This window comes from Serratia bockelmannii (genome assembly GCF_008011855.1).
In the GTDB taxonomy this organism is placed as follows: Bacteria; Pseudomonadota; Gammaproteobacteria; order Enterobacterales; family Enterobacteriaceae; genus Serratia; species Serratia bockelmannii.
Genome location: NZ_VOUX01000004.1, coordinates 258881 through 277478 on the forward strand (window position 1 = coordinate 258881; position 18598 = coordinate 277478).

Consider the following 18598-nt stretch of genomic DNA (forward strand, 5'->3'; position numbering starts at 1 on the left):
TAGCCGATGCTACATTGTCAGCATGATCGGTGGAAAAATAACCAGCAAAAGATTAAGGGTACTTCATGCGAGACGCGGCAACTCCCTCATCGTTAACCGAACGGACCAACATTGCGATTGGTGCCGCCCTTGCCGGGCGCAAGCGCGGCGCCTTTACGCCGCTGCTGTTCGCCGGCCCGGCGGTGATTGCCTCTATTGCCTATATGGACCCCGGTAACTTCGCCACCAACATCCAGGCCGGGGCGAAATACGGCTACAGCCTGCTGTGGGTGGTGGTGATGGCCAACCTGATCGCCATGCTGTTCCAGGCGCTGTCGGCCAAGCTCGGCATCGTCACCAACCGCAATCTGGCGGAGATGTGCCGCGATCAGTTTTCGCGGCCGGTAGTGATCGGCATGTGGCTGCTTAGCGAAGTGGCGGCGATGGCCACCGATCTGGCGGAGTTTCTCGGCGGGGCGATCGCGCTGGCGCTGCTGTTCCACATGCCGCTGCTGGCGGGGATGGGGGTGACGGCGGTGATCACCTATGCGCTGTTGATGGTGGAAAAGAAAGGTTTCCGCCCGGTCGAGCTGATGATCGGCGGCCTGGTAGGCATCATCGCGCTGTGCTACCTGGTGGAGATGTTCATTGTGCCGGTGGACTGGCAGGCGGCCGGGATCGGCATGGTGACGCCGCAACTGCCGGATGCCCAGGCGCTGACCATCGCCGTCGGCATTATCGGCGCCACCGTGATGCCGCACGCCATTTTCCTGCACTCGGGGCTGACCCAGCACCGCAGCCCGGCCAGCGACAACGGCGAGCGGCGCAAACTGCTGCGTTTCTCCAATATTGAAGTGGTGATCGCGCTGGCGCTGGCAGGGCTGGTGAATATCGCGATGGTGATCATGGCCTCGAGCGCTTTCCACGCCGGTAACAGCGACGTGGCCGAAATTGGCACCGCCTACCATACGCTGACGCCGCTGTTCGGCGCGGCCGCCGCCGGTATCTTCCTGGCGTCGCTGATCGCCTCTGGCATTTCCAGTTCGGTGGTGGGCACCATGGCCGGGCAAATGATCATGCAGGGCTTCGTCGGTTTCCGTATTCCGGTGTGGGTGCGCCGCCTGGTCACCATGGTGCCGGCGTTTATCGTGGTGGCGATGGGCGTCAACGCCACCGACGCGCTGGTCTACAGCCAGGTGGTGCTGAGCCTGGCGCTGCCGGCGCCGATGATCGCGCTGGTGATGTTCACCCGTCGCCGTGACATCATGGGCGAGTTTGCCAACGGCCGCTGGACCAGCCTGGCGGCAGTGGTCGGCACGGTGGTGATCGTGCTGCTTAACGTGGTGTTGCTGTTGCAGACTTTCGGCGTCGATATCCCTGGGTTAGGGTGAGACGCGGGATCGGGGCCCGGCGAATTTGTTGGCGAACAGTTCGCTGATGAAGTCGACGAAAACCCGAATTTTATGGCTGCGATCCCGCAGGCGTGGATAGAGAATATTGATCGGTGCCCCTGTGGGCGCCCACTCCTGCAGTATCGGTTCCAGTTCGCCTGCCTTCAGATAGTTTTCCAGCGTGCAGTCCAGCAAGTAAACCAGGCCGAGGTGGTTCCTGGCCACCTCGCACAGCGATTGTGAATGGTTGAAACTCAGCAGCGGGCTGGGCGCCAGACGGTAGCGCTCGTCACCACGAATGAACTGCCAGTCGTCCGCCGCCGCCGCGCCTGAACGGATAAATCCCAGCCGCTGATGCTGTTGCAGCTGTTCCGGGTGTTCCGGCCGGCCATGGCGCGCAAAATAATCGGGAGACGCACAGCACAAATAGCGTGGTTGCAGCAATTGACGGCTGACCATCTCGGGTATGTGGCCGGCGCCGATGCGAATAAATACGTCGGCGCGATCTTCCGCCGGATTGACCAGGCGATCGCTAACCGACACGCTGAGCTGCAATTCCGGGTATTGCGCCAAAAAAGCCGGGAGCGCCGGAGCGATATGCATGCTGCTGAGCATCGTGGCTATCTCGACCCGCAGCGGTCCTCGCGGTTGTTCAAAATCGCCCGACATGTCGTTTTTCAGCCGGTCAAACTGCTGCAGGATGTCTTGTGCGGTGCGATAGCAACGCTCCCCGGCGCTGGTCAGCGAGAAGCGCCGGGTTGAACGCTTGAACAGGGGTTGCCCGAACTGTTTTTCAAGCTGATTGATGCTGTATGTGACGCTGGCCGGGGAGAGCCCCATTTTGGTTGCCGCCTGGCTGAACTCCTCCATTTCCACCACCTGGCAGAATACGCGCAGCGCGTGCAGTTCATTCATGTTAACGGCTTCCATTATTTAAATTATTAAAAGAGTATTTTTAAATATGCCGGCTGTCAATTTGACGCAGCATTGGATAATTTATTTTCAGCGTTTTTATTTATCTGAAATCGCATCCTGTATTGCCATAATGAAATAATGCCGAAGAGGATATTTATATGAAAAAATTAACTGCCGTATTGTTATTGGCGGGCGCGGGCTTGTGCGGCCAAACTTATGCCGCAAGCAGCGAGGCCGCATCGCAAAGTTACAGGGTTTCCGCAGAGGCGGGCGTCGCGGCCGAACAGAAGGCGGTGTATGAGCTGATAAACCGCTACCAGACAGCGCTTAACGCCGGCGATACGCAAACGATTTTGTCACTTTTTGCGCCAGAAAGTTACTCACAATGGAACGAAAAACCGACGGCGGACAGCAATGAAAAGCGCCGCCAACAATATGATGACTTATTTAAAAACGAGAAATTTGAAACCGAGTTTGCTTATGACAGCGTCAGCGTCAGCGTGAACGGGAATATGGCCTATGTGCGCACGCACCATCATCGCGGCGCAACGGTTACCCGAATAAGCGACGGTGCTACCCTGATCGATTTAAACCGTGAAGTATTTGTATTGGAGAAACAGCAGGGCCAATGGAAGATCGTGGTCTACACCTTTAATACCAACCCGATTCAAGGGGTGAGCTGAGAGGGACAGATAAAGGCCGCGCAAGCGGCCTTCTTAGGGTGTCGCGCGCGGTTACAGGTTCCCCACGCCGCCATCCATCTGCAGCTCCGCGCCGACCATAAACGCCGACTCATCCGCCGCCAGAAACACCGCCGCTTTGGCCAGCTCCAGTGCGCTGCCCATGCGGCCGATCGGCACTAGCGCGCGGATATCGTCGCGCAATGCCCGTTCATCCGCTTCCGTCAGCCCCAATTTTCCCAGCGCCGGGGTTTCGGTCGGGCCGGGGCTGAGGCCGTTGACGCGAATGCCGCGCGCGTGCAGCTCGCCGGAGAGCGTTCTGGCCAGAGATAACAAACCGGCTTTGCTGGCGGCGTAGGCGCTGCTTTGCGGCAGACCGATATGGGCGCTGACCGAACCACACAGGATCACCGAGGAAGGGGTGGCCAGCAGCGGTAGCAGCGCCTGGATCAGAAAGAACGGCCCCTTCAGGTTGATGTCCATCAGCCGCTGGTAGCTCTGCTCATCCCACTCCTGCAGCGGGCGGTGCGTGACGTCGCCGGCGTTAACGTACAGCACGTCCAGCCGTGGCCACCGTTGCTCCAACTGCTGCGCCAGCGCACGTTGCTGTGGGATGTCGCCGGCGTCGCTCAGCAGCAACAGCGCGTTGCCCGCCAATGCCTGGCCCGCCGCGTCCAGGGCACGTTGGCTGCGGCCGGTGATCGCCACCGTTGCGCCCTCGGCGATGAATTGGCGGGCGGTTTCCAGCCCGATGCCGCTGGTGCCGCCGGTGATCAATGCGTATTTGCCTTGCAGTCGTGACATAACCGATTCCTCTTTAATGTCTGTTACGGCATTATTTGCGCTATAGTTCCTTTTGCATAGTAGGCACCTTTTGGATACTAAAGGACGAGGTGGGATGAAATGACGGCGCGCGCGCCCTTAGCGGCGAAAAATAATTTGTCGGCGTTGCCGACGGCGGGCGAATCCTGCCCGATGGTGGACTTCGTCAATCTGGTGTCGGGCAAATGGGCGATACCCATCCTGTACCGGCTGATTATGATCGATGGCCCGGTGCGATTCAGCGAGCTGCAGCGGGCGGTGGCGCCCATTGCGCAAAAAGAGCTGACGCGCCAGCTGCGGCTGTTCGAGCAGCGCGGCCTGGTGACGCGGCAGGTGTATCCCGAAGTGCCGCCGCGGGTGGAGTACCAGGTCACCACGCTCGGCAAATCGCTGCGGCCGACGCTGGACTCGCTGGCCGAGTGGATGCGCCGACATGCCCCGCAGCTGATCGGTAGCTAGTCGCCGATGCCCGGCGGGTTGATGGTTGAGCGCTCGACCTTTTCGTCGCCTTCGCCCCAGCGTTCCAGCACCTGCGCATATTCGCCGCTGACGATCGCGCCATTGATCGCGGCGTTGACGGCGTTCACCAACCCGTTGCCTTTTTTGGTGGTGACCGCGACGTAGGCCACGTTGGGGCCGATGCCGACCATTTTGGTTTTGCCGGTCAGCGCCGCCTTGTAGGCGCCGGTGGAGTGGGGGCCGAAGAACGCATCGGCGCGCCCGGACTGAATGCTGAGGTTGGTGGCGGCGTCGTCGGTCACGTAGATCGGCTGCACCGGCGGCAGCCCGGCGGCGCGATTCTGCTTATCCCATCCCAGCAGAATGTTTTCCTGATTGGTGCCGGATCCGACGATGATCCGCAGCCCGGCCACGTCCTGCGGGCGGTTGATCGAGGTGATGTGGCTGGTGGATTTGACGTAAAAGCCCAGCGTGTCCACCCGGTAAGTGGCGAAGTCGAATTTGGTTTTACGCTGTTTGGTGACGGCGATGTTGAAGATCGCCGCATCGTATTTGCCCGCGCTGATGCCCAAGGGCCAATCTTCCCAGGAGGTGGGCACCAGATTCAGCTCCAGCCCGAGGCTGTCGGCCACCAGGCGGGCGATGTCCGGATCGCTGCCGATCAGCGTTTTATTGTCTTCGGCGAACAGCGCCAGCGGCGGGGAGTTCTCGAATGCTACCGCCACCGTCAGCTTGCCGGGCACCGCGAAGTGAAAGTTCGCCGGGATCAGCGCGATAGCCGCCGGGTTTTTCTCCGTGCGTATCGGCTCTCGGTTAGCCTGCAGGTCGATACCGCCCGTCGTGGCCGCCTGCACGGCAGCGCTCAGCAACAGCGCGCACAGCGCCGCAATCTTCAGTGGCATAGTGCCCTCTATCCTTTGTTAATCATGGGGTTACTATTGGCGGCGGCGCGGGGCAAGTAAAGCAACAATAGTGAATAACCAAAGTGAAAAGATGCACAAGCGGGGCGACGGCCTGCGCGAATCTGCAGCACTCGACGTGGAAAGTGCGCAATCAGGTTGAAAGCAGTAGAATTTGTCACTCATACTGCGTACAGCTAATTGTGTAAAACAAGGAACGCCAGATGGCCGAAGAAACGATTTTCAGTAAAATTATCCGCCGCGAAATCCCTGCTGATGTGGTTTACCAGGATGAACTGGTCACCGCTTTCCGTGACATCTCCCCCCAGGCGCCTACCCATGTGCTGATCGTTCCCAACGTGCTGATCCCAACCGTCAACGACGTGACCGTCGAGCACGAAGCTGCGCTGGGCCGCATGATCACCGCCGCGGCGAAGATCGCCGAACAGGAAGGCATCGCCGAGGACGGCTACCGCCTGATCGTCAACTGTAACCGCCACGCCGGTCAGGAGGTCTATCATATTCATATGCACCTGGTCGGTGGCCGCTCGCTGGGGCCGCTGCTGTCACGTTAAGCGAGGAAATCATGCGCGGTAAAAAAACTCTGCGTTGTCTGATGGCGTTGGCGCTGCCCGCCGCGTTGCTGATGGGGTGCAGTTCGCCATCCGGCATCGCGGTTAACCGGGGGCAAACGGTGGTGATGGATCCTTCGGTGCTGACCGCCGGCATTTTTGCCGATACGCCCTCTGTCTCGAACGCTTCCGGCCGGGTGATGGCGACTTCGGTGCTCAATAACAGCCAACCGACGCCGGTCACCGTGCATTATCGTTTCTATTGGTACGACGCGCAGGGGCTGGATATTCGCCCCTTCGAGAAACCGCGTGAGATCGTCGTGGCGCCTAACTCGGACGCCAAAATCTACTCGATTAACGGTAATCTGGAAGCTAAAAGCGCGCGTCTGTATCTGTACCTGTAAGCGCTTGCCAGGTTTGGAGAAAAAGCATGAAAAAGTACGTCTTAGTGGCGCTGGCCGCATTCACCCTGAGCGGCTGTCTGTCGCGTCCGCCTGAGCCGGATCAGCCGTTGCCGCCGGTCACCGTCGAACCAGAACAGCCGACGCCGCCGGTCGAGCAGCCACAGCCGCCAACTACCGAGCCGGTGCCGCAGCCGCCGAAAATCCAGCAGCTCGACTGGCTGGGCAGCGTTCAGCCGCTGGTGAATCAGATGTTGAAGGCCGATGGCGTCACGGCCGGCAGCGTGCTGCTGCTGGACAGCGTCAAGAACAACACCAACGGCTCGCTGCAGATGGGCAAAGCCACCGCGGCGCTGTATAAGGCGCTGGCGTCGAACTCCACCTTCAGCGTGGTGCCGGAAGCGAAGCTGACCAGCGCCAGACAAACGCTGGGCCTGTCGGCGGATGACAGCTTCGGCTCGCGCAGCAAGGCGATTGGCCTGGCGCGCATCGTCGGTGCGCAGTACGTGCTGTACAGCGACGTCAGCGGCGACGTGAAGTCGCCGGCGTTGGATATGCAGCTGATGCTGGTGCAAACCGGCGAGATCGTCTGGTCGGGCAATGGCGCCGTTAAACGCTGAGGCCGCGCTGCGACGATTGATGGAAACCAGACTGCCGGCGGTGAATACCGCCGGTTGTCATTTCAGCCCGGTGCAGGGGCTGACCGGCGAGAGCTGGCGTATCGACGGTTCGGGCATCACGCTGCTGGCGCGACAAAACAGCGCGGAGAAACGCGCGCTGGGCGTGAGCAGGCGGCGGGAGGCGCAGGTCCTGAGGCGCTGCGCGCCGGGGCTGGGGCCACGGGTTTTCGCGCAGAATAATCAGTGGCTTGTCCTCGAATGGCTCGAAGGTGACGTCGTCACAGAAGCTGAGTTTGACAGGCTGAATCAGCGCGGCGAGCTGGCGGCGATGGCGGCGACGCTGCACCGGCGGCCGCTCAGTGGTTACCGGTTGGATCTGCGGCGGCAGTTCCGCCGCTACTGGCAGCAGCTGGATACGCGGCGTTTAACCCCCGCCTGGCTGAGTTGGCAGCGTCATTTCTTACGCTGCGCGCCGCCGCGGCCATTACGCCTGGCGCCGCTACACATGGACATTCATCCGGGCAATTTGCTCGCGACCGGCGAGGGGCTGCGGCTGATCGACTGGGAGTATGCCGCCGACGGTGATGTGGCGTTGGATATCGCCGCGCTGTTTCGCGGCAACGGCTGGGTGGCCAAGCCGCAGCAGCGTTTTTTGCAGCACTACGCGTGTCAGGGCTATCACGACGTCGCCCGGCTGCAGGTGCAGGTGCAGCGCTGGCTGCCGTGGGTGGATTATCTGATGCTGCTGTGGTTTGAAGTGCGCTGGCAGCAGAGCGGCGACGCCGAATTTTTGCGCTGGGGCGCGGCGCTGCGCCGGCGATTCTGTTTATCATCATCCGAATTCTGAACGAACAATAATGAAGTGAGGTGCCCGTGGGCCCAGTAATGCTAGATGTCGCCGGCTACGAGCTGGATGCAGAAGAACGCGAGATTTTGAAACACCCGCTGGTTGGCGGATTGATCCTGTTCACCCGTAATTTCCACGATGCGGAGCAGCTGCGTGAGCTGGTGCGCCAGATCCGCGCCGAATCGCACGATCGGCTGGTGGTGGCGGTAGATCAGGAAGGCGGGCGCGTGCAGCGCTTCCGCGAGGGCTTCACCCGTCTGCCGGCGGCGCAGTCGTTTGCCGCGTTGCACGATGCGCAGGAAGGCGGCCGTCTGGCGCAGGAGGCCGGCTGGCTGATGGCGGCGGAAATGATCGCGCAGGATATCGACATCAGCTTTGCGCCGGTGCTGGATATCGGCCACGGCAGTGCGGCGATCGGCGAACGTTCGTTCCACAGCGATCCGCAGCAGGCGTTGGCGATGGCGGAACGCTTCATCCTCGGCATGCACAGCGCCGGCATGAAAACCACCGGTAAACACTTCCCGGGGCACGGCGCCGTCAGCGCCGATTCGCACAAGGAAACGCCGCGCGATCCGCGACCGCTGGCGCAGATCCGCGAGCACGACATGGCGATCTTCCGCGAGCTGATCAACCGTCAGCTGTTGGACGCCGTCATGCCGGCTCACGTCATCTATACTGAAGCGGACCCGCGTCCGGCCAGCGGCTCGCCTTACTGGCTGCAGCAGATCCTGCGTCAGGAGTTGGGCTTCGACGGCGTGATTTTCTCCGACGATCTGTCGATGGAAGGCGCTGCGATCATGGGCAGCTACGCCGAGCGCGGCCAGGCGGCGCTGGATGCCGGTTGCGACATGATCCTGGTGTGCAACCACCGCGAAGGTGCGGTCAGCGTGTTGGATAACCTGTCCCCGGTCAAAGCAGAGAAGGTGAAGCGGTTATATCATCGCGGTCAGTTCACCCGTCAGGAACTGCGCGACTCCGAGCGCTGGCAGCAGGCGCACAAGGCGCTCAGCGCGCTGAGCGAACGCTGGGAGGAGCACAAGCAGCGTTCGCAAGGGTGAATCCAGGCGCCGCACCGCGGCGCAGAGCGGAAATGATGAGGGCCGCGCCCGCGGCCCTTGGCTTGTTGCGAGGATCCACATGATTATCTATTTGCACGGCTTCGATTCCACCAGCCCCGGCAATCATGAAAAGGTGTTACAGCTGCAGTTTATCGATCCGGACGTGCGCTTTATCAGCTACAGCACGCTGCATCCGCGTCACGACATGCAGCATCTGTTGAAAGAGGTGGACAAGGCGGTGCAGCAGGGTGGCGACACGCACCCGTTGATCTGCGGGGTCGGCCTCGGCGGCTTCTGGGCGGAGCGCATCGGCTTCCTGTGCGGCATTCGCCAGGCGATGTTCAATCCCAATCTGTACCCGGAAGAACACATGCACGGCAAGATAGACCGGCCGGAAGAGTATCGCGATATCGCCACCAAGTGCGTGGAGGATTTCCGCGAGAAAAATCGCGATCGCTGTCTGGTGGTGCTGTCGCGCCACGACGAGGTGCTGGATAACCGGCGCAGTGCCGAATTGCTGCATCACTACTACGAAATCGTCTGGGATGAACAGCAGACGCACAAGTTCAAAAACATCTCGCCGCATCTGCAGCGGCTCAAGGCGTTCAAGGCGCTGGGTTAACAGTTTCATAACGCTGCCGCGAGCCGCGCTCCCCGTTTTTCACCGACGGAAAGTGCGGCTTTTTTGTGCGTCAAAGCCAGATTTTGCGTGGCAATCGGCAAAATTTAAAACTGTGACTCAGCGCTAACTATTTGAATCGCAATCCCCAAAAAATCCCCTCGTCCAGCCTTTAACCAAAAAAAATTGATGTACGTCAATTTTGGTATGACCAAATAACCTCACATGCTATTCTGGCTTCAGAGAGCCGATTTATTTTACGCGAACCCTATGTATTCTAAGGATATTATTTATTTACCCTGGGATAACAAATGGTTCACATTTAGGGGGTTATTTTGACAACGCCAAAGAAGAAAATCGTTATTGTTGGCGGCGGCGCCGGTGGTCTGGAGCTGGCGACCAGCCTGGGCCATAAACTTGGCCGCAAGAACAAAGCGGAGATCACGCTGGTGGATCGCAACCACAGCCATTTGTGGAAACCGCTGTTGCACGAAGTGGCAACCGGTTCCCTCGATGACGGCGTGGATGCGCTCAGCTACCTGGCGCACGCGCGCAATCACCATTTCAGCTTCCAGCTGGGGTCGTTGACCAACATCAACCGCGAGACGCAAACGCTGCAGCTGGCGCAGATCTGCGACGAGCAGGGCGGCGAGTTGGTGCCGGCGCGCGAATTGCCGTACGACATCCTGGTGATGGCGCTGGGCAGCACCTCGAACGATTTCGGTACGCCGGGCGTGAAAGAGCACTGCATCTTCCTGGATAACCCACATCAGGCACGTCGTTTCCACAACGAAATGCTCAACCTGTTCCTGAAGTTCTCGGCGCAGCCGGGGCAAAAAGAGCGAGTCAACATCGCCATCGTCGGCGGCGGCGCCACCGGCGTTGAGCTGTCCGCCGAACTGCACAACGCGGTGAAGCAGCTGCACAGCTACGGTTTCGAAGGCCTGGACAACAGCGCGCTCAACGTGACGCTGGTGGAAGCCGGCGAGCGCATTCTGCCGGCGCTGCCGCCGCGCATTTCCGCTGCTGCGCACCAGGAACTGATCAAACTTGGCGTGCGCGTGCTGACCAACACCATGGTGACCAGCGCGGACGCCAAAGGCCTGAACACCAAGGGCGGCGAGTTCATCGACGCCGATCTGATGGTGTGGGCGGCCGGCATCAAGGCGCCGGACTTCATGAAAGACATCGGTGGCCTGGAAACCAACCGCATCAACCAGCTGGTGGTGGAGCCGACGCTGCAGACCACGCGCGATCCGAACATCTTCGCCATCGGCGACTGCGCCTCTTGCCCGAAAGAGGGCGGCGGTTTCGTGCCGCCGCGCGCCCAGTCGGCGCACCAGATGGCCTCGCGCTGCGCCACCAATATCCTGGCGCTGATGAATGGTCAGACGCTAAAGCCATACGTGTATAAAGACCACGGTTCGCTGGTGTCGCTGTCGCGCTTCAGCACCGTCGGCAGCCTGATGGGCAACCTGATGCGCGGCTCGATGATGGTGGAAGGGCGCATCGCGCGCTTCGTTTACATCTCGCTGTACCGCATGCACCAGGTGGCGCTGCATGGCTACATCAAAACCGGCCTGATGATGCTGGTGGGCGGCATCAACCGGGTGATCCGCCCGCGTTTGAAGATGCATTGATCCTGCCTTTGTCGACCAACCCGCGCCGGTTCGCCCGCGCGGGTTTTTTTATGGCGGCGCGAGGCGATCGGCGGCGGTTGTTTGATTCTTCAGCATAAGCTGTCGCCGATATGGGTAAAATTCTTAAGATTCCTCCTAAACAACGGGAAAACAGCCGTTTTCCCGCATTTTTGGTCCTCTTGTCTTATTGCGGGTCCTCAGATCATTGTGCAGACTTTATCTCGTTTACAGACGGCGCGTCGCGCACGCCGTAAACCGGGATACCGCAAGCCGCCCATGCGCAAAATAATAAGCGCGGTGCCATGCCGGTAACAGACCCCGGAAAAAATGCGTGGTAACACTTTCAGGAGGTTTCCTGTGAACAAGTCAATGTTAGCCGGTGTTGGAATTGGTGTCGCTGCCGCTCTGGGGATTGCCGCGGTAGCCAGCCTCGACGTCTTTTCTGCCGGTCCGCAATATGCGCAGGTGCTCGCCGCAACGCCGATTAAAGAAACCATCAAAACGCCGCGTCAGGAATGCCGCAACGTCACCGTTACGCACCGTGCACCGGTGCAGGATGAAAACCGCATCGCCGGTTCTGTGTTGGGCGCAGTGGCGGGCGGCGTGATTGGCCACCAGTTCGGCGGCGGTCGCGGACGCGATGTGGCGACCGTGGTCGGCGCACTGGGTGGCGGCTATGCCGGTAACCAGGTGCAAGGGGCGATGCAGAACAACGACGTCAGCACCAGCGTTCAGCAGCGTTGCAAAACGGTCTACGACAAGTCCCAGAAAATGCTGGGCTATGACGTGACCTACAAGATCGGCAATCAGCAGGGCAAGATCCGCATGGATCACGATCCGGGCACGCAAATCCCGTTGGACAAAAACGGTCAGCTGGTGCTGAACAGAGCCTGATCGCCACATTCAAATTAAACCCGCGGGCAGTGTTAGTTCTGATCGTTTAACCCGGTTAAGCGAGCGGCGTTAACATTGACGCGGGTTTCTGTTTTTTGCCTGTCTAAGAATTTGCGATCGTTCTAATGTCTGCGTGCGATATCACTGGGCAAAACTTCAAAAAAGCCCCCGCGTTTGTTATATTATTGTGCAATTAAGCGGTGTTATCGGCGCCAATCGCCACACCGGTCAAACCCGAGTATTTCGTCTCGCAGAGATAACGACATGTTAGATTTTCGCTTTCCGACAGCGTTGCAAATGGTCCTTAGCGTCGCCGTAGCTGAGAAGCAGGGCATGCGTTCGACAAGCGCCACCCTCGCCGCCGCTCTGGAAGCCAACCCCAGCTTTATCCGCAAACTGATGGTCCCGCTGACCAAAGACGGCATCATCGTTTCCACCCTGGGCCGAAACGGCTCTATCCACCTCGGCCGCCCGGCGGAAGAGATCACCCTGCGGGACATCTACCTGGCGGTGATCGACGACAAGCGCATCTGGGCTTCCCGTCCTGAAGTGCCGGCTCGCTGCCTGGTGAGCGCCAACGCCTGCTGGTATTTCAAGTCGGTGGTAAACGAGGCCGAACAGGCTTCGCTTGCGGTGCTGGCGCGCCACACCGTGGCCGATTCGCTGGCCGAACTGGAGCGGGGCGACAAGCGCGCCTGTGCGGAGTACGCCGCTGCGCAAGAGGCTGAAACCGCCGATAAATAATCGCGGTTCGCATGCATAAAAAAAGGTCGGGCAATGCCCGACTTTTTTGCATGTTAAGACGATGATTACGCCGTTTGCGGCTGTGCCTTGCGTGCCACCAGGCGGCGCAGGGTGACGTAGAACACCGGCGTCAGGAACAGCCCGAACAGCGTGACCCCCAGCATGCCGGAGAACACCGTGATGCCGGTGACGCCGCGCACTTCGGCGCCGGCGCCGTGGCCGAGGATCAGCGGGATGGTGCCGGCGATGAAGGCGATGGAGGTCATCACGATCGGGCGCAACCGCAGGCGACAGGCTTCCAACGCCGCTTCGACGATGCCTTTGCCCTGCATTTCCAGCTCGCGGGCGAACTCGACGATAAGAATGGCGTTCTTACAGGCCAGCCCCATCAGAACGACCAGACCGACCTGCACGAACACGTTGTTGTCGCCGCCGGTCAGCCACACGCCGAACAGCGCCGACAGCATGGTCATCGGCACGATCAGGATCACCGCCAGCGGCAGCGTCCAGCTTTCATACAGCGCCGCCAGCGCGAGGAACGCCAGCAGCACCGCTACCGGGAACACCACCAGCGCGGCGTTGCCCTGGGTCGATTGCTGATAGCTCAGATCGGTCCACTGAATGTTCATGCCGTTCGGCAACAGCTTATCGGCCATCTGCGTCAGCGCACCCATCGCCTGGGTAGAGGAGAGCACGCGCGGGTCGGCATCGCCGATCAGGTCCGCCGCCGGGAAGCCGTTATAACGGATCACCGGATCCGGGCCGTAGGTGGTGCCGATGCTGACCATGCTGCCGATCGGCACCATTTCGCCTTTGTCGTTGCGGGTACGCAGGTTGGCGATGTCTTCCACGCTGTCGCGGAACTGGCCGTCGGCCTGCGCCATCACCTTCCAGGTGCGGCCGTAACGGTTAAAGTCGTTGATGTAAGACGAACCGAGGTAGGTCTGCAGCGTGCTGAACAGCGCATTGAGCGGCACCCCCTGGGCCTTGGCCTTGTCGCGATCGATTTTGGCGTCCAGCTGCGGCACGTTGGCCTGATAGGAGGAGATCGGGAACCCCATGCCTGGCGTTTGCATAATGGCGCCGGACATCGTGTTGATCGCGGTCTGCAGCGCGCCGTAACCCAGCCCGCCGCGATCCTGCACGTACAGCGAATAGCCGGAACCCTGGCCGATGCCGAGGATCGGCGGCGGCATGATCGAGAAGGCGAAACCTTCCTGGATCTGCGAAATGCGCGCGTTGATCTCGGCGTTGATCTGCGCCGCGGTGCGAGTACGGGTGCTCAATGACTCCAGCGCGAAGAATACCGTGCCGGTATTCGGCGTATTGGTGAACTGCAGCGCGTTCAGGCCGGGGAAGGCCACCGCATCGGTGACGCCGTCCACGCTCATACCGATGGCGCTCATCTTGCGGATCACCGCATCGGTGCGCTCCAGCGAGGCGCCTTCCGGCATCTTCACGCCGCCAATCAGATACAGCTTGTCCTGCGTCGGGATAAAGCCGCCGGGCACGGTCTTAAACATCACCCCGGCGGCGGCCAGCAGCAGCAGGTAAACGACGAACACCGCGCCGCGTCGGCCCAGCACGCGGGACACCCCGTGCTGGTAACGCTGCGAACCGCTGGCGAAGAAGCGGTTGAACGGCCGGAACAGCCAGCCGAACAGCCGGTCGATCAGGCGCGACGGCATATCTTTCGGCGCGCCGTGCGGTTTCAGCAAGCGCGCCGCCAGCGCCGGCGACAGGGTCAGCGAGTTGATGGCGGAGATCACCGTCGAGATGGCGATGGTGACGGCGAACTGCTTGTAGAACTGGCCGGTGACGCCGGAAAGGAACGCCATCGGTACGAACACCGCGCACAGCACCACGGCGATGGCGATGATCGGGCCGGAGACCTCGCGCATCGCCTGGTGCGCCGCCGCCAGCGGCGACAGCCCCTCTTCGATATTGCGCTCGACGTTCTCCACCACCACGATGGCGTCATCCACCACAATACCGATCGCCAGCACCAGCCCGAACAGGCTGAGGGTGTTGAGCGAGAAGCCGAGCAGATACAGTGCGGCGAAGGTGCCGACCACGGAGATCGGGACCGCCAACAGCGGAATGATCGACGCGCGCCAGGTCTGCAGGAACAGAATGACCACCAGCACCACCAGGATCACCGCTTCCAGCAGGGTATCCACCACCGCGCGGATCGAATCGCGCACGAACACCGTCGGATCGTATGGCGCTTTCCAGCTCATGCCGTCCGGGAAGCGGGTTGCCAGCTCGGCCATCTTGCCGCGCACCGCGTCCGACAGCTCGATGGCGTTGGCGCCCGGCGACTGGAAGATGCCGATACCAACCGCATCCTTGTTATTGAGCTGGGCGCGCAGCGCGTAGCTGCCGGAACCCATTTCGATGCGCGCCACGTCGCGCAGCCGCACAATCTCGCCGTTGTCGCCGCTTTTGAGGATGATGTTGCCGAACTCTTCTTCGGTTTGCAGGCGGCCCTGGGCGTTGATAGACAGCAGATAGTCGCTGCGCGTCGGCATCGGTTCCGCGCCCAGCTGGCCGGCGGAGACCTGCACGTTCTGCTCCTGCATGGCGCTCACCACGTCGGAGGCGGTCAGCCCGCGCGCGGCAATCTTGTTCGGATCGAGCCAGATGCGCATCGCGTATTCACCGGCGCCGAAGATCTGCACCTGGCCGACGCCCGGCAGACGGGCCAGCTCGTCCTTGACCTTCAGGGTGGCGTAGTTGCGCAGGTAGAGCGAATCGTACTTGCCGGAAGGCGAGACCAGATGCACCACCAGCGTCAGCGCCGGAGACTGTTTCTGAGTGGTGATGCCCTGGCGGCGTACGTCTTCCGGCAGGCGCGCTTCGGCCTGCGCCACGCGGTTTTGCACCTGCACCTGCGCCTGATCGGGATCGGTGCCGGGGCGGAAGGTGACGGTGGTCACCAGCACGCCGTCGGAGCCGGCGACCGATTTCATGTACATCATGTTTTCGACGCCGTTGATCGCTTCTTCCAGCGGCGTGGCCACCGTTTCAGCGATCTCTTTCGGGTTGGCGCCCGGGTATTCTGCGCGCACCTGCACGCTGGGCGGCACCACGTCCGGGTATTCGCTGATCGGCAGCAGCGGGATGGCGATCGCCCCGGCGACAAAAATCAGTATCGACAGCACCGCGGCAAAGATCGGTCGGTCGATGAAAAAACGGGAAAAGTCCATGGGTCAGAAGTCTCGGCTGGGAGCTTAGTTAAGTGCGGAAGCGGTGGTGGTCATCGCGACGCTTTTCGCGTCGACCGGCATGCCCGGCATAAACACTTTCTGCATGCCGTCGACGATCACCCGATCGCCGTTTGCCAACCCTTTCTGCACGATGCGCAATCCTTCGGCCATGCGGCCCACGTCGATGTCGCGGCGCTGTGCCTTACCGTCTTTATCGACGATGTAAACGAACTTGCGGTTTTGGTCGGTCATCACCGCTTTATCGTCGATCAGCATGGCGTTGAACTCAGCGCTGCCGGGCATCTGCACGCGGGCGAACAGCCCCGGCGTGAAGCGACGATCGCGGTTGTCGAGCAGGGCGCGCATACGGATGGTGCCGGTACCGGCGTTCAGTTGGTTATCGGTGAAATCCACCAGCCCTTGATGCGGGGTGCCGTCTTCGCCCACCAGGCCAACTTTCACCGGCAGGCGGGCATCGTGCCGGCCCTGCTGCTGATAGCGCAGGAAGGTGGCTTCATCCACGTCGAAATAGACGTAAACCTTATCGAGCGACACCAGCGTCGTCAGCACGCTGGCGCTGTCGCCAGCGGTGACCAGGTTGCCGGCGGTGATCATCGCGCGGCTGGCGCGTCCGTCGATCGGCGCGGTGACGCGAGTAAAGTCGAGATTAAGCTGCGCCATATCGAGCTGAGCCTGCGCCGCCAGCACGTTGCTTTGCGCCTGTGCGGCGGACGAACGACGCTGTTCCCACACCTCTTGCGAGATGGCCTGGGTGCCGATCAGCTTCTCGGTGCGCGAAGATTCGCTGCGCGCCAGGGTTGCCTGATTGCGCGCTCGCACCAGCTCGGCCTGCGCCTGTTCGCGCGCGGCGCGGTAGGTGCGATCGTCAATGGTGAACAGCACCTGGCCTTTCTTCACCTCGTCGCCTTCGGTGTAGTTGACCCGCTCGATGTAGCCGGAAACTCGCGGGCGCAGCTGTACGCTTTGCACTGCTTCGACCCGGCCATTGAACGCATCCCACTGGCTGATCGGTTTGACCACCACGCTGGCGGCGCTGACCACCGGCGGCGGTGGCGGGGCGTTGTGCGCGACGCTGTTGTCACACCCGGCGAGCAGGGCGGCCAGCAGCGCCACCCCGGAGAGCCGCTGGCCCAGAGCGAAGGCGCGCGTGCGGCCGCCGGCGTTGAACGATGAGTTTGGTTGATTTGCCATTATTTTTATTCCGATAAGTAAGCGCTGTCTGGCCCCATACCCAGCCCTGTTTTCCGGGCTTTCCCTTCATGTATGCCTGCGTTCGGCGGAAGGGGCGTTGTGTCTTGTTATGGCCCAACGTTAGGTTTTGAAACATATTGGTGTCACATTAATGTATCAATATCGGTTACATTAATTGGGTGGAGTATAGAGGCGGCTTTCTGGTAAATGCAATAATAAAAATTGCATTTAAAGCGAAACTGTTGCAACGTATGTGCATCGGGCAGAGGGGGACCCTGCCGAATGATGGGAGCATCAGCATGAACACGACGGGTTTCATTACCGATTTGAAGACGTGGATCGACAACAATCTGGAAGAAAAACTGGATATCAACACCGTAGCGGACCGCGCGGGCTACTCCAAATGGCATCTGCAGCGCATGTTCAAGCGCCAGACCGGCTACGCGTTGGGGGAGTATATCCGTATGCAAAAATTGAAGGTGTCGGCGGAGCGTTTGGCCAACAGCGGCGAACCGATCGTCAGCGTGGCGATCTCACTCGGCTTCGACTCACAGCAGTCATTCAACCGCAGCTTCAAACGCCAGTTTGGCCAAACGCCGGGCGACTGGCGCCGTGCGTTGGCGCAGCCAACGTCGGTGAGATGCACGCACCACTGATCGGCTGGGCAGTGGGGATAAAAAAGCCTGAATTTGCGTTCGGGCTTTTTTGTCTTTACCTGTGGGGGATTCAAAAGTTGTCGCAACTGCCTGACTTTGCCACCGTGTCGCTGTCGCGGCAGAATATACGAATCGCCTCGTTGAGAGAGTTTGAACGTGAAGGCGTCCAGTAGTTCTCAATGACCAGGTAGCGAACGGTGTGCTGGCGGGTGTGGAGACCCAGGACGTTAAATACGCTTTCAATAGCGGCAAGCACAGGGTTTGACGAGTCGATTTCATAGCGAATGTCGACGATGGCTGCCTCCGGCGCCATCCAGGTGCGATTGGAAAGCGGCGGCACGCGAAACTTGAATGAGGAGTTCGCGGATAAGCGCTGGCCATCAAGCTCTTTAAATTCTGCGGCAGGAACATAACTCTGGTTACCGCCCGGCAAGGTGATCTGCCCTTTTTCGTCGCGGGTGGCATAGACATCCTCGGTGACTTTGTAGATCACTTGCTGGACGTCGGGGGGAATGATGCGAAAGGAGGCTACGGTACGATCCGAAGGCGTGTCATTCGTCAGTTGGAACTCATAGGCTCTTCCGACAGGTTGAACGAAAGCTAATGAAACGCTGCCGGCGAAGTACTGATAGGTGGCGCCCAATATTGCCATGAGAATCCCTGAGCCTACCAAAAATGCCGATACTTTCGCCAAACGGTTATTCGATTTTTCTTTAACGGGGCCTGTCTTTGGCCGCGGGGCATTGCCTTTCTTCTTACGCGCCACGTTTCTCCCTTGCATTACGCATTGGCCTACCTTTATGAGGGCATTATGGTCGACAGCTTATGCCGCTGTCGAGGGGGCGCTCTCTGGCCGGTGCGCTATGCATACAAAAAAGCCTGAACGCGAGTTCAGGCTTCTTCGTAGAATATGGCGGTGAGGGAGGGATAGATTCGCTGCGCTCACCCTGCGGGCCACCGTTGGCGGTCCAAAACGCAGGC

Annotated in this window: 19 protein-coding genes; 13 read left to right on the forward strand and 6 right to left on the reverse strand. The window is 60.4% G+C overall.

Annotation, left to right across the window (positions count from 1 at the left end; genetic code table 11):
* Window positions 1–65: 65 nt before the first annotated feature.
* Window positions 66–1370, forward strand: coding sequence for an Nramp family divalent metal transporter (locus FOT55_RS08630; RefSeq protein ID WP_033642695.1), 1305 nt, complete (start codon window positions 66–68; stop codon window positions 1368–1370).
* On the opposite strand, the gene FOT55_RS08635 is transcribed toward FOT55_RS08630, so the two are convergent.
* Window positions 1362–2285: a LysR family transcriptional regulator gene (locus FOT55_RS08635; RefSeq protein WP_147823365.1), complete on the reverse strand. Its 924-nt coding sequence runs from the start codon at window positions 2283–2285 to the stop codon at window positions 1362–1364. The two genes, FOT55_RS08630 and FOT55_RS08635, sit on opposite strands and share 9 nt — an antisense overlap.
* 158 nt (window positions 2286–2443) lie before the next feature.
* On the opposite strand from FOT55_RS08635, the gene FOT55_RS08640 reads away from it, so the two are divergent.
* Window positions 2444–2968 carry a YybH family protein gene (locus tag FOT55_RS08640; RefSeq protein WP_147823366.1) on the forward strand — a complete coding sequence of 175 codons (525 nt, stop codon included), beginning with the start codon at window positions 2444–2446 and terminating at the stop codon, window positions 2966–2968.
* Window positions 2969–3019: 51 nt separating this feature from the next.
* Here the strand turns inward: FOT55_RS08640 and FOT55_RS08645 are convergent, their stop codons facing one another.
* A complete protein-coding gene (locus FOT55_RS08645) occupies window positions 3020–3769 on the reverse strand; it encodes an SDR family oxidoreductase (RefSeq protein WP_127146653.1) in 750 nt (249 codons plus the stop codon).
* Between the two features lie 99 nt (window positions 3770–3868).
* Between FOT55_RS08645 and FOT55_RS08650 the strand changes: the two genes are divergently transcribed.
* Window positions 3869–4246, forward strand: coding sequence for a winged helix-turn-helix transcriptional regulator (locus FOT55_RS08650; protein WP_072271517.1), 378 nt, complete (start codon window positions 3869–3871; stop codon window positions 4244–4246).
* On the opposite strand, the gene FOT55_RS08655 is transcribed toward FOT55_RS08650, so the two are convergent.
* Window positions 4243–5148, reverse strand: coding sequence for a transporter substrate-binding domain-containing protein (locus FOT55_RS08655; RefSeq protein WP_025302427.1), 906 nt, complete (start codon window positions 5146–5148; stop codon window positions 4243–4245). The genes FOT55_RS08650 and FOT55_RS08655 overlap by 4 nt on opposite strands.
* A 221-nt stretch (window positions 5149–5369) precedes the next feature.
* Here FOT55_RS08655 and hinT point away from each other — a divergent pair, with 221 nt between their 5' ends.
* The 9 genes from hinT (at window position 5370) to FOT55_RS08700 (ending at window position 12540) form a co-directional block, all read left to right on the forward strand.
* The gene (hinT, locus tag FOT55_RS08660; protein ID WP_004928776.1) at window positions 5370–5720 is read left to right on the forward strand and encodes a purine nucleoside phosphoramidase; all 351 of its coding nucleotides are present in this window, start codon (window positions 5370–5372) and stop codon (window positions 5718–5720) included.
* Between the two features lie 11 nt (window positions 5721–5731).
* Window positions 5732–6121, forward strand: a complete 390-nt coding sequence (locus FOT55_RS08665; RefSeq protein WP_025302428.1) for a YcfL family protein — start codon at window positions 5732–5734, stop codon at window positions 6119–6121.
* 26 nt (window positions 6122–6147) lie between these two features.
* Window positions 6148–6738: a penicillin-binding protein activator LpoB gene (lpoB, locus tag FOT55_RS08670; RefSeq protein ID WP_025302429.1), complete on the forward strand. Its 591-nt coding sequence runs from the start codon at window positions 6148–6150 to the stop codon at window positions 6736–6738.
* Window positions 6719–7585, forward strand: coding sequence for a phosphotransferase (locus tag FOT55_RS08675; RefSeq protein WP_147823367.1), 867 nt, complete (start codon window positions 6719–6721; stop codon window positions 7583–7585). Before lpoB ends, FOT55_RS08675 begins: the two co-directional genes overlap by 20 nt.
* 38 nt (window positions 7586–7623) lie before the next feature.
* The gene (nagZ, locus tag FOT55_RS08680) at window positions 7624–8643 is read left to right on the forward strand and encodes a beta-N-acetylhexosaminidase (protein WP_049207136.1); all 1020 of its coding nucleotides are present in this window, start codon (window positions 7624–7626) and stop codon (window positions 8641–8643) included.
* A gap of 79 nt (window positions 8644–8722) precedes the next feature.
* On the forward strand, window positions 8723–9265 hold the full coding sequence (ycfP, locus tag FOT55_RS08685) for an alpha/beta hydrolase YcfP (RefSeq protein WP_049207138.1): 543 nt from the start codon (window positions 8723–8725) through the stop codon (window positions 9263–9265).
* Between the two features lie 332 nt (window positions 9266–9597).
* The gene (locus FOT55_RS08690) at window positions 9598–10902 is read left to right on the forward strand and encodes an NAD(P)/FAD-dependent oxidoreductase (RefSeq protein ID WP_004928794.1); all 1305 of its coding nucleotides are present in this window, start codon (window positions 9598–9600) and stop codon (window positions 10900–10902) included.
* Between the two features lie 357 nt (window positions 10903–11259).
* The gene (locus FOT55_RS08695; protein WP_167325016.1) at window positions 11260–11796 is read left to right on the forward strand and encodes a glycine zipper 2TM domain-containing protein; all 537 of its coding nucleotides are present in this window, start codon (window positions 11260–11262) and stop codon (window positions 11794–11796) included.
* Between the two features lie 264 nt (window positions 11797–12060).
* Complete coding sequence (locus FOT55_RS08700) at window positions 12061–12540, forward strand: RrF2 family transcriptional regulator (protein WP_025302433.1); 480 nt, start codon at window positions 12061–12063, stop codon at window positions 12538–12540.
* A 65-nt stretch (window positions 12541–12605) separates the two neighbouring features.
* Here FOT55_RS08700 and sdeB read toward each other — a convergent pair whose 3' ends face one another.
* Together sdeB and sdeA are read right to left on the reverse strand one after the other, a co-directional pair.
* Window positions 12606–15749 carry a multidrug efflux RND transporter permease subunit SdeB gene (gene sdeB / locus FOT55_RS08705; RefSeq protein ID WP_147823368.1) on the reverse strand — a complete coding sequence of 1048 codons (3144 nt, stop codon included), beginning with the start codon at window positions 15747–15749 and terminating at the stop codon, window positions 12606–12608.
* 24 nt (window positions 15750–15773) lie between these two features.
* Window positions 15774–16961, reverse strand: a complete 1188-nt coding sequence (gene sdeA, locus FOT55_RS08710) for a multidrug efflux RND transporter periplasmic adaptor subunit SdeA (protein WP_043141656.1) — start codon at window positions 16959–16961, stop codon at window positions 15774–15776.
* 299 nt (window positions 16962–17260) lie between these two features.
* Between sdeA and FOT55_RS08715 the strand changes: the two genes are divergently transcribed.
* Entirely contained in the window at window positions 17261–17617 is a 357-nt protein-coding gene (locus FOT55_RS08715) for a helix-turn-helix domain-containing protein (RefSeq protein ID WP_025302436.1), read from the forward strand.
* A 70-nt stretch (window positions 17618–17687) separates the two neighbouring features.
* Here the strand turns inward: FOT55_RS08715 and FOT55_RS08720 are convergent, their stop codons facing one another.
* Window positions 17688–18383, reverse strand: coding sequence for a hypothetical protein (locus FOT55_RS08720; protein ID WP_127146234.1), 696 nt, complete (start codon window positions 18381–18383; stop codon window positions 17688–17690).
* Between the last annotated feature and the right edge of the window lie 215 nt (window positions 18384–18598).